The organism is Prevotella sp. oral taxon 306 str. F0472 (assembly GCF_000257925.1).
Taxonomy (GTDB): domain Bacteria; phylum Bacteroidota; class Bacteroidia; order Bacteroidales; family Bacteroidaceae; genus Prevotella; species Prevotella vespertina.
In genome coordinates this window covers 1-11,978 of sequence record NZ_AJIN01000060.1, presented here as the reverse complement: position 1 = coordinate 11,978, position 11,978 = coordinate 1, and the positions used below count along the sequence as shown (strand labels likewise).

At 39.8% G+C, this 11,978-nt stretch carries 7 protein-coding genes and 3 pseudogenes; 2 read left to right on the top strand and 8 right to left on the bottom strand.

Translation table 11 applies throughout. The features are described 5' to 3' along the window. A pseudogene (locus tag HMPREF9969_RS09290) lies at positions 1 to 244 on the top strand (IS1380 family transposase); the annotation flags it as partial. A gap of 12 nt (positions 245 to 256) precedes the next feature. Continuing rightward, positions 257 to 475: pseudogene (locus HMPREF9969_RS13225) on the top strand (hypothetical protein). 203 nt (positions 476 to 678) lie between these two features. Here HMPREF9969_RS13225 and HMPREF9969_RS09285 read toward each other — a convergent pair. The 8 genes and pseudogenes from HMPREF9969_RS09285 to HMPREF9969_RS09250 all read right to left on the bottom strand — a co-directional run. Beyond that, on the bottom strand, positions 679 to 2,706 hold the full coding sequence (locus HMPREF9969_RS09285; RefSeq protein ID WP_009435563.1) for a M13 family metallopeptidase: 2,028 nt from the start codon (positions 2,704 to 2,706) through the stop codon (positions 679 to 681). Between the two features lie 185 nt (positions 2,707 to 2,891). Continuing rightward, complete coding sequence (locus HMPREF9969_RS09280) at positions 2,892 to 3,797, bottom strand: hypothetical protein (RefSeq protein ID WP_009435564.1); 906 nt, start codon at positions 3,795 to 3,797, stop codon at positions 2,892 to 2,894. 2 nt (positions 3,798 to 3,799) lie between these two features. Continuing rightward, entirely contained in the window at positions 3,800 to 4,840 is a 1,041-nt protein-coding gene (locus HMPREF9969_RS09275; RefSeq protein ID WP_009435569.1) for an NAD-dependent epimerase/dehydratase family protein, read from the bottom strand. A gap of 14 nt (positions 4,841 to 4,854) precedes the next feature. Then, positions 4,855 to 5,589 (bottom strand): 2-C-methyl-D-erythritol 4-phosphate cytidylyltransferase, encoded by a 735-nt coding sequence (locus tag HMPREF9969_RS09270; protein WP_009435567.1) that lies wholly within the window; start codon positions 5,587 to 5,589, stop codon positions 4,855 to 4,857. A gap of 36 nt (positions 5,590 to 5,625) precedes the next feature. After that, positions 5,626 to 6,456, bottom strand: coding sequence for a phosphorylcholine transferase LicD (locus tag HMPREF9969_RS09265; protein WP_009435566.1), 831 nt, complete (start codon positions 6,454 to 6,456; stop codon positions 5,626 to 5,628). Between the two features lie 639 nt (positions 6,457 to 7,095). Then, positions 7,096 to 7,323: a hypothetical protein gene (locus tag HMPREF9969_RS09260; RefSeq protein WP_009435565.1), complete on the bottom strand. Its 228-nt coding sequence runs from the start codon at positions 7,321 to 7,323 to the stop codon at positions 7,096 to 7,098. A gap of 165 nt (positions 7,324 to 7,488) precedes the next feature. Further along, entirely contained in the window at positions 7,489 to 10,926 is a 3,438-nt protein-coding gene (locus tag HMPREF9969_RS09255; RefSeq protein WP_009435568.1) for a leucine-rich repeat domain-containing protein, read from the bottom strand. Between the two features lie 346 nt (positions 10,927 to 11,272). Beyond that, positions 11,273 to 11,616 (bottom strand): annotated as a pseudogene (locus tag HMPREF9969_RS09250) (transposase); the annotation flags it as partial. Between the last annotated feature and the right edge of the window lie 362 nt (positions 11,617 to 11,978).

Genomic DNA, 11,978 nt, shown 5'->3' with positions numbered 1-11,978 from the left:
CTTCATGGCAGAGAACACAGTGTTCCTTCTTCTTACAGCACTTATCCGTAACTTTTACAAGGCCATTATTCAAAGACTTGACGTAAAGAAGTTCGGACTCAATGTAACAAGTCGCATAAAAGCGTTTGTCTTCAGGTTTATCTCTGTACCAGCCAAGTGGATCAAGACATCAAGGCGGTATGTGCTGAATATCTATACCTGTAATTATGCTTACGCAGATGTTTTCCAGACTGATTTTGGATAGTGCCTACAACTTATGGGAATGATATTGTGTATTGCCTCAAGTCACATTGTGGGGTAAGGGGATATTGTAGGCAGAAGTGGGTGCTTCAAGTTCAAATTATCTGCAAATTCAGTAATGAGAGGACGTGTAAACGCAATAAGAACCTTCAAGGGCTTAGTTGCGGATTTGAGGATAGATAAATATCCTCATTTATTGTTCGTAATAAGCAAATATTTGATAAGTGTCATTTGATTTTATCTATGTTAATTTATTACAGATATGCCTAAAACAAAGGCGTAGATTGTAAAATCAAGTGACATCATTTGCGACCCATATAATGCTATCTTATAGGAATGATTAGCAATGCTGATATACAAGAAGAGCCTCTTCTATACGGGAGAAGAGGCTCTTTAAAGTTTGAAGAAGGCGTTATCTCACATCAAAGGAAGCATCTCTTACCAGATGTGAGCACGCTTCTCCTGTGGGACAAAGAGTTTGTCACCTTCTTTAATATCGAATGCCTTGTACCAAGAATCTATCATTGGTAGGGCTGCGTTAACACGACTTACATTAGGAGAATGTACGTCAGAGTTAACAATGTAAGCAACAAATTGAGGTGCAACATTGCTTGCCCATACTCGACCCCATGCGAGGAAGAAACGTTGAGAAGGGGTGAAACCATCCTTGTCTGTAAGTGGATTCTGCTTCATACTATTCTCTAATGCACGATAAGCAACGTTCAAACCACCATTATCACCAATGTTTTCTCCAAGCGTCTTCTCGCCATTTACCTTTAATCCTGGTATAACTTCTTGCTGGTTGAACCAGTCTACTAACACCTTTGTTCGTGCATCGTAGTTCTTCTTGTCTTTGTCTGTCCACCAGTTCTTCATGTTTCCTTCCTTATCAAACTGGCAACCTTGATCATCGAAGCCGTGGCTCATCTCGTGCCCAATCACTGCACCAATAGCACCATAGTTAGCGGCATCATCGACCTCAGGATCAAAGAATGGAGGCTGGAGAATAGCTGCTGGGAAGTTGATACTATTCGTTGATGGATCATAATAAGCATTGACTGTCTGTGGAGTCATATGCCATAGTTTCTTGTCAACTGGTTTGCCCCAACGCTTAGAGATAATATATTTTGAAGCAGCCTCTTGTACGTTTTTTACATTGTCAAGAAGTGACTTTGCTTCGTCAATAACAAATACACTATCCATGTTTTGCCACTTATCTGGGTAGCCAATCTTTATGTCGAATGCCTGTAACTTCTCGAGTGCTTTTGCCTTTGTTGCAGCTGTCATCCATGTATTCTCTTCGATACGCTGTGCAAAAGCTGATTGCAAGTTCTTGACAAGTTGAATCATTCTTTCCTTGCTACTCTCTGGGAAGTACTTTTGAACATAGAGCTTACCAACGGCCTCTCCCATAATACCTTGTACGAAAGATAAGGCACGCTTCCAACGTGGCTGTTGCTGCTGAACGCCGTAAGCAACTTTTGTGTATTCGAATTTACGGTTTGAGAAAGCATCAGAGAGCATACCCGCAGAACTTGAAATAACAGCTAATTCCATGTAAGCCTTCAACTGATCGAGTGGAGCTGTAGCCAAGATCTTTTCTACCTCATGTACTGGTTCCGGTTGACCAACATCCACTTTACCACCATTATTAGGATAGCCAGCAATCTTTAAGATGTAGTTCCAATCAATACCTGGGTAATCCTTTAAGAGTTGTTCCCATGTCATTGGATGGTAATTAGCCTGTGGGTCACGTGATTTTACTTGGTCATAACTAACCTTTGCTATACGATTCTCCAGTGCAAAAGCCTCTTCCATCTTCTTCTTTGCAACTGCTGGAGCATTGCCAACCATCTTCAGGTAGTCATTCTTCAAGCTCTTGTAAGCAGCCACAACAGCCTTTTGTTGTTCATTAGGTTGTGTGTAATACTCTGGATCCAAACCCAATCCTGACTGTGAAACTCCGATGATGTATCGGCTAGAATTCATGGCGTCAGTAGTCATCCCAAAGCCTACAGGGAAAGTGTTATAGCCCTTTTCGTCAAGATCATACATCAGTTTGATGAGTTCCTTGCGTGTCTTAGCAGTGCGAACTTTAGCTAATACGGGCTTAATAGGGTTGTATCCCTCACGATTGCGGCGTGTGCTGTCCATGTAGAGATTGTAGATAGAAGCAATCTTCTGTGCTACAGTACCCTTCTTCTGTGGTTTCTTGGCATAATCCTCAACCATTTCTCGAATGCGTTTGTTGTTTAACTCTTCTAGATCAACAAATGCGCCGTTCATTGGATGTTCCTTGTCTAGAGGGTGAGTCTTCATCCAGTTACCTGCAGCATACTCATAGAAGTTCTCTCCCGGTTTGACATTTAGATCCATGTTGTTGCGGTCTATACCCGATTTCAACCCCTGGGCAAATGCCGAGGTGGCGACGAGTGAAGCCGCTAGAAATAGCATTTTTGCTTTCATGTGCTTAATGTTTTATGTGTTGAATATTATCTTCTATCCTATTAAAAGGCTACGAATAGTTTACAAAGATAGCCAAAAATGAGTAATTGTTTTACTTATAAAGCTCTTTTTTGACGAATACTAAGTTTGTAAAATATACTTTTGATTATTTTAACAGGGGATTTATACAAGTGCAGGTTGTTGTCTTATATTTTCTCTTTTAGCTTTTGGAAGCGTTGTTGACAACGTTGTTTATAGTTGTACTTGAATACATGTTTCTCTATCTTCCTTATGTTATAAACAAGAGAGAAACGGACTTTGTCCCATGCCTTAGGGCTTTCATCGGCATAAATCGAACGTGGAATACGAACGAAATAAAGGTCGACAATCGTGTCAAAGGCTGAGAATTGCTTGTGATTAGATAGTTCGAAAAGCCATACCTCTGAGTAGAATCGATTGGTAGAGATGATGTTCTTGTCGAAATGTGGGAGTCTCTTGATATAATCGGACTTAGCCCACCAGAAGCTACCAGAGTACATGGTATATTTGCGTGGAGGCCATCGATAACAGCTGTAAGTGTCATATCCAGCTGTTAACACATTCACTGCCACCTTCCACTTGTCAAAGATAAAGTATTCTAAGAGCTCTCTCCACGCATCAATCTTACGCTTGAACGAATGGAATTGACGATCTCTTGTGGTAATAGACTGGTAGGATATGCCCTTAGAATGGAAGTAATAAATCAAGCAATCCTCGTTATCTGCGAGCCGTCTGATATATTCTAATGCAGGATATTCGTACTTCTTTGGGTCAGAACTATTTGATATAATCTCTACCTTATCACTATCGATAATTTGTTTCAGAAGTGCCACATCCGATTGTTTAGAGGCTATACAACTGACATATAGTTTCTTAGTTGCAGTTAAAAGACCACTTCTCTTGAGGTTTTCTATCTGACTTTTAACTAATGAAGTCCAACCTGTATCTAACATAACATGGTAAACTCCATAGATAGGGAGTGGGGTAGATGGCATGTGTTCCCACGCACTCAAATCCTTTCGATTATATGTGTGGAAGAGACTGTCTTTCACTCTTTTATATAAGTTACTCATATCTATTCTTCCTTCATGGAGGCTATTAAGCGACCAAACATATCCTTCATATTATAATAAGGTGTCCATCCCAAACTTTGTATTCGTTGCGTGTCTAAGCGTAATTTGGTGGTAGGTGAATAGCCTAAACCCTCTTGCTTCTCAATCACTACATGCACATGATTAGGATTGAAAGTCTCGGCAACGAGTTCAGCCATTTGTCGAATGGAGATGTAAGTTGCTTCATTTGCCACATTATATGCTGTTCCGTCTTCACCTTTCAATAGGATATAAAGCATGGCACTGATCGCATCTGTCGTATAACAATAACACCTACTTAGTTCGCCTGTTGTATGTAAGATGATGTCTTCATTATGGATAACGCTACGTGCAAACTGCGCAAAGACACGATTGTCCTGTTTGCTAACTCCTGCGCCAAAGGTTTGTGCCAATCGTGCAACCTTTACTTTTACTTGCTTCTCCACAGCATAGTTATGACATAACCCTTCTGCTGCACGCTTTGCCAAAGGGTAACTACTACGGGTTGCCATCGGGTCCAAATAACCTTGTTTGTCCTCCGTGAGTGGGGTAGAGTCATCTGTTATCGTACCATAGACTTCCAATGTTGAGGCTAAAACAAGTGATTCCAACTTTGTTTGCTCAGCATAATTGAGGATATTCTGCATACCCATATAAACCGTATTCATCGTTTCTACAGGTTTCTCAACGAAGTCTTTTGATGCGGTAGGGGCGGCAAAGTGGAAAAGATAATCCACATTTCTCTTCGGTTGGAAAGGTTCCGTTGAACTGAAGTCATATTGGTAATAGCTAAGCTCCTCATGTTCTTCTCCAAAGAGGTGAACAGCTTTCTCCATGTTTCGAGCTACTGCCACGACATGTAAGTTGACACCTCTTTGTGCCTTCAAAGCCAATAGACAATGCACCATACAAGCTCCTAACAATCCCGTGGAACCAGTCACTGCTATCGTCTTACCCTCTAACTCTGTGGCTAAAGCAAACCGAGACGCAAAGAGCTGTATGTCTTCTTTCAATATGTTATTCATCTTCTTCGTCGTTCTTACAATCCGAATATCTGTTGATCTTCATGTACCTGAACCATAGCACGCAGTACGAAATAGTCTGTTGGAGTCGTAATCTTAATATTCTCCATGGGTCCGATAACCGTTGCCACCTTATGTCCATAATGGCTCATCATCGTACAGGAGTCTATAAAGTCATGTCTTCCTTCCTGCAAAGCACGCCGATGTGCTGCCATGATATCCGATAAACGGAAACTCTGCGGAGCACGAGCAATGAGTGATCTCGCACGTGAAGGGATCTCTAAATTGCCATCATCTTGTTTTACAATAAAGGTTTCGGTGGCAGGAATACAGGTGATACAGCTTCCTTCCTCTTCTACCTTATTAATATTATCAGTGATGGTTTCTTCCGTAATCAATGGTCGCACACCATCATGAATCAGTACGGTTGTCTGCTTTGCATCAGCCTTATGTTCTTGTGCATATTCTTCGGCAGCACACAAACCATTATAGATAGATTCTTGACCAGAGCTTCCTCCAGGTACAATCTTCACCACTTTGTTGATTTCAAACTTGCGTATCTGCTTTTCTAAGAAGGGTATCCAACTTTCGATACAGGCTACAACAATAGCGTCAATAGCCTCATGGTTATCGAACAACTCTAGTGTGTAAATGATAATCGGCTTACCGTTGAGGTCAAGAAACTGCTTCGGTCTTGACTTTGTGTGCATACGGAGACCTGAGCCTCCAGCGAAGATTACGGCGATATTCATACGTTACTTTTAGAAGATTAGTTATTCCTTTGCTTCCTACTTGAACTCAACATCAATCTTATGTCTGTCCCGCTTGTCCTTTGGAGGCAAATCCATGTAATTACCATAAGCAATCCGACAAAGTCCCTCAGGGTCAGCTGGCCCTTCAAAAGTATATCCTTCGAAGACGATGTCTTTGTGAGGAATCATGTATTGACGTGGGTTCTGCTCATAAAACCATGCTCCGTATGAGTGCATGTATAGGTCGGGATTACCAAAGAGTCTACCGAGAATGCGGAAACCAGGAAACACAATGTGGTGTAAGATATCGTAACCAAGCTGCGCTAACATAGGGTATCTGCCAGCAAATTCTAAGTTGAGATTCACTGACAGTTTAGCTGCAAGGCGTTGTAAAGAGGGTATCATATATCCTTCGTAAGGGAAAATATCAATATGCAAGCCCCTAAACTTTTGTGCTTCATGCACTCTTCTGTTCTCACTGTCACTTGCTTCATGACTGCGATTCTCACTCTTTAGGTCGCGCAGACAAGCCCATTCTTTATAGAAACCAGGGTCAGTATCATTGTCTTGCAGCACATATTGAGGGTGAGGGTGGGCTTTGAGGTAATCACAAAGACGCTTGAAATCATAATAGCTCACCACCATATCAATATCATCATCCCATGGAATAAAGCCACCATGACGCAGAGCACCGAGCACATTACCACCATCCAACCTACAAGGAACGCCTATCTTTCGTGCAGTCTCTTGTAGATAGATTGCCATATCCAATAGTCTTAGTTGTGCTTTACGTAGCACCGAACCATCTGGATTATATTCCTGTCTCAAACTCTCTTGAGTCTCCCCCGTGTTGAATGTTTCTATCATCTCTTCTCCTTATATCTTTTGCAAAGATAATAAAAGATTGTGATTTCCTTAAATACTTATTGTCTAAAGAGATTAAATATGATATTTAAAGTTCCTTTGTTCTCTAACTTATACGTTAATCGTACTTATACTTACGGGGCATTTGTACTTTAACTTAAACGCCAATCCTTCTCTAATTTACAACTAATTTGTTCTTTAATTTACATATTTCGAAGGCATAATAATGCTTAGATGTTTAACCTGTAATTCTAAATCTATAAATACTAGCTAAGGAAAAGGCTTAATTGTTAACAACGACGAAATGTACTTTCGTGGGGTACGGGTTATACTTCCGTGCCCTACGGGTGTATAACTCGTGCCTTACAAGTCCTATTAAACTTCTAAGCATGTTTTTCAACATTACTCAAGTTATCACCGTTCTATACCTAGGGTATCTCAGTATAGGACCTAGGGTATCTCAGTATAGGACTGAGGTCTTATTAGTCTTGTGGTTGACAATATATACTTTTGTGCCCCACAATATGTACTTTTGTCATTGACAATATGTACTATTGTGACTCACACTATAAAAGAAGGAGCAGACTCTTTATGAAGAATCTGCTCCTAACCTAAAAAAGTTATAGATGTCACTCCTTAGCTTTAATCGTTCCAAACTGAGTAATTTTCGTCAAAGAGGAATGGTGATTCCTTTGCGCCTACATCGCCTTCACTGGCATAACCACTTTGTGGTATTGGGCTACCACCTTGCTGACCAGATGAAGCTTCTTGATTAGTAGTTGTACGAGCTGCTGTTGCTGTCAACATCAATGTCTCTGATTCAACGCCGATGTATTCTATGGCAGGTGTTATATATAATTTCTTTCTCATTGTATGGTCCTCTTTAAATGTAGAATATAGATTTTAATTCTCTTAGGATAAAGTTCCTTCCCTGTTTAGAGTGTTGTCTCTGCATACATTTCTGGCAATGTGTAGTACAGAGAACAACACTCCTTACAGAATGAAGATACTATTAATGTTTATTTACTTGGTTGTTTATTTTAAAACAACTTTCTTTCCATTGTGGATGAATACACCATGTTGTGGATTCTCTACACGCTGACCTTGCAAGTTATAGTAAACATTGTTGTCAGTTGTTGTAGTATTCTCAATGTTCTCAATGCCTGTTACATCATTGTTATCTTCCTCATCAAAGACTGGCTGAGCCTTAGCAGCGCCACTGAAAGCATCTTGTGGTCTTGCGTATGCCTTGTGAACTGGGAAGTTGAAAGAAGTTCCTGGCTTGATTAACTTGAGCAAACCTTCACTCTTTGACATTGCGTAGAGAGGGTCAGCGGTTGTTGAGTTAACAACAGCTTTCTTTACAGTAACACCTGTCATCATGTTGTGGTCGATAGTGTAAGTTGTGTTGTCCTTCTCACCAATTGCATAGTAGAAGTCTGCTGGCAATGTACGACCTTGTCTAGCCTCGATGAGTACACCATTGTCTGCAGGAACATAAGATTCATCACCTGAAACTCCTCCGTGCATATCGATACTCTCAACCTTGAACTTATAGATACCGAATGTGTGAACTGGGTCAGCAACCTTTACGTCAGCAGACTTCTGTGCTACGAAAGCAGCAACCTTACCCTTACCAGTTTCACGGTTATAAATACCGAGGTCAGCATCAAACTCACGAGCGAAAGTACCCCACAAGTTCTGAATTGTTACTTCGCCTGGAATCTTATAAGATGTTTGAACTGCATAACGAGCCCAACCGGTAGCAGTCTTATAAGCATTCTCAGCTGACTTCTTTACATAGATCTTGAGACTTGGTTCAAACTCCTTCTCAGTGTAGGTACCTGAGTTGTTAATGTATTCCCACTTCGTTGCACTCATATCCTTTGTAGGAACAGTAGCGGTGAAGTAGATGCGCTTAACAGTTGAAGAACCATCCTGCTTCTTGAAAGCATCGATACCAACATAATCAAGTGTGTTCTTGAAGACAACCTCCTCAATGTTAGTTGTATTATTGTTCAATGCATAGTCACCCCAAAGGCGAACCTCGTATGTTTTACCGTCTAAATGATTTTTTACCTCAGGTTTTACAACGTAAGTAAATACGTCAGCCTTTGTACCAACAATCATTACAGCATACTGTGACAATGGGAAGTACTCTGTTAAGCCATTACCTGCACCATTTGTCTCTTCAAAGAATGAAACTCCTAACTGATGGAACTTCTTCCATACATTATTAGCTGCATATTCGCTCTCAGTACCTTTGCGTACACTAAGGTCAATTGTATTTGGATGTACATTGTCTGGATTGAATGCAGAAGGGTCAATGTTCGCTTCAGCAATAGGATGCTTACCCAAGAAAGCAATAGTCTTCAAATTCACAAGATTATCGAATGCAAATCTCTCAATTCTGTTTACCTTCTCTGGGATAGTAATATTCTCCAACTTGTTGATAGCATAGAATGCCTGTGCACCAATTGTCTCAATGGTTGGAGGCAACAGTGTATAGTATGTACCAGCCTTTGCAGGAGGGAAAGAAACCAATGTCTTCTTATCCTTGCTCAACAAGAAGCCGTCAACACTTGAATAAACGGTGTTATTCTTATTAACATCAAATCTTTCTAATTTCTCAGCTTGCTGGAAACCTGTTGGGTCAATCGTAGTTACAGTAGAAGGAATACCAATCTCTGTCAATGAAGTACACTTGTTGAATGCATCCTTTTTAATTTCTAACAAACCTTCAGGAAGGTCAATATTCTCCAAGGCGTTAGCATTCTGGAATGCAGCCTCTCCAATCGTTTTAATCTTTGCAGGAGCCTGGAATGTAACATGCTTCATAGAAGATGTTCCATCGAAAGCTGCCCTATTAATTGTTTCAACATTTGCAGGAACATCGAAACTTGCAAGCTTAGTATCATTAGAGAAAGCGTTTCCCCTAATAGTCTTTAAAGCAGTTGAACCCTCGAAAGTGAATGATTCAAGATTACTATTACCAGTGAAAGCATAAGTATCAATTGACTCCAATTGAGAATTATCTGCAACTGTAACAGTCTTCAAATTTTTATTATCTTTGAATGCATTCGAACCTATCTCTTTAAGAGATGCTGGCAATTCCAACTTTGTTAAGCCAGACATATAGAACACCCAAGTACCAATTCTCTTTAAGCTTGAAGGTGCTGCAAAAGTTATTTCGTTAAGAGCTGTAGTAACCTGGAAAGCATCATTATCAATGTCCTCTAATGCGCTATTGAAGTTTACTTTTGTAACCTTCTGTGCATAATAGAATGCACGTTTACGAATCTTCTTTGTAGTAGGTAAGGTTGAATATTCACCAGCTCTACCAGATGGATAGAGTACGAGCTCTTCCTTGTTCTTTGTATAGATAATACCTTCTGCATCAGCAGTATAGTTTGGGTTATTGCTATCAACAGCAAAACGAGTAAAGTCAGGTGAGCCAGTGATAGCACCATCTTCGATTGTCTCAACAGAAGCACCCAACTCAACGTTTCTTAAGTTACGAACAGAGTAGAATGCACCTGCGCTAATCTTCTTTACATTGTTCAGTTTTACTGCTGTTATTTCACTTACCTGAGCGAAAGCACCCTTGGATATGGTCTCAACAGAGGCTGGTATTGTATAAACCTCGCCAGGATGCATTGTTACTAAAGGACCATTATAAGCTGGGTCTACAACTCCATGTCTTGCGAATGGGTATGCAACCAATGTCTTGCCATCCTGTGTTAGGACAACACCATCTTCATCTTTGAAATTCGTATTAGCAGGATCAACCTTGATAGCTGTAAGCTTTTTAGCTGATGTAAAACCATTAGCTTCTGCAGAAGTTGGTAAATCCTGAATAGAAGCAGGAAGATTGATAGTTGTTAAATTCTTAGCCAGCTGGAAACCATTAGTAGAAACACCATACACACCACTAGGAACTGTGAATGTTGTTCCAGCCTTTGCTACTGGATAAGCCTTCAAATACTTATTACCGCTTTTATCCTCATAGAGTACTCCATCTTCTGCTGTATACTTAGAATTACCAGCATCAACAGTAATTGCGGTAAGATTTTCTATCTGAGCAAATGCACCATCCATGATATTATCAGTTCCCGCAGGGATGTTGATGGTTGTAATCTGCGAATTTGAGAAGGCATTTGTGTTGATAGTCTTAAGCGTACTTGGTAAAACAACTGCGTTCACATTGGTGTATGAACCAGCAGAAGCTATGGAAGTAACATTAAAAGTGTACTGATTGTTTAAGTCCTTAACAGTGCTTGGAATTGTTAAAGTACCACTTAGAGTGGAACTTACAACCGCCACCTCGTCGCTCGTACTACCCGATGCTATCATAGAGGTTACTTGGTAAGTAATACCATCTCGGGTGAACTGGTTACCTTTCGTGAGTGCCCTTACATTGGTCACATATAGTAATGCGAGCAATGCAAACAACAAGAATCTAATTTTTCTCATAATTTAAGTAAATATATTTTAATTATTTAACTAGTGATTATTTGTTTTTTATTCCACGATTGTTTGCTTTTATCCTAACTTAATCCTTACGTCTAAACGTGAGTGGTTTTTGTCGTTGCAAAGGTATTTACAATTATTTACATACGTCTTTCTTTAAATAGAAAGAAGTTTCCTTTTTAGGCACACTTGTTGCCTTTATTGTTTGTTAATTTCCCTTTTAGGTATAACAGGAGTCATTAGTTTTGCTTTAAGCAATAATTTCTTCTTCTCTTATTAATGATTTCCTTTGTTTGACACACGATGTCTTTAATGTGTTATTAATCTATCTCAATGAGGCAGTAAAGTGTTAAATAACGTGAGTTCGACGAATTCTGAACAATGAAAGCTGTGTGTCAATAGTTCTTTGTATTGATGCACGGCTTCTTGAGAAACAGGCAATAGGCGGCAATGACTCCTAACAATTTGACGATAAAATTGTCAAAGCATCTATGTCTGGAGTGTTTCCACCTACGCAATGTTCTTAAGTTCATCATTCACCGTCTCTATAATGGCTCTTTTTCTGAGTAAAAGCCTGTCAGAAACACTCATTAAAGCTTCTTTCATGTTACTTTTCAATTTGGTAATAAGTTGTATTCCGTCAACGAAATGCCTTTGAAAGAGGCTCTTTTCGATGTAGCCTTTAAATCCAAGTTAGATAAATCAAGCCCCTTTGTCGTGTGTTTACTTTTCTCTATTATGACTCTGTGGAACCCCTTGAATGGATGAAATCAGTTTTTAATATCTGTAAAAATCTAGACATAGGTTTCTTGCATTGGTCTTTGAATTTCATTATTTTACCTATTGTTCATTAACGCTAACCTTTAAGCCTGTTAACACTAACCTCTGAGCCTATTAATACTAACCTTTTTGAACTTTAATCATTAACATTTGAACTTACGACTTTCTTCCATTGTAGCTGTTTCATGCATTAGGTAGAGGCTAAGAGGCAGCAGTTGGAGGTAGAGGATGGTGCTTCTTTTTCTTTTCTGTGCTGCAAAGGTAAGTAGAATTTT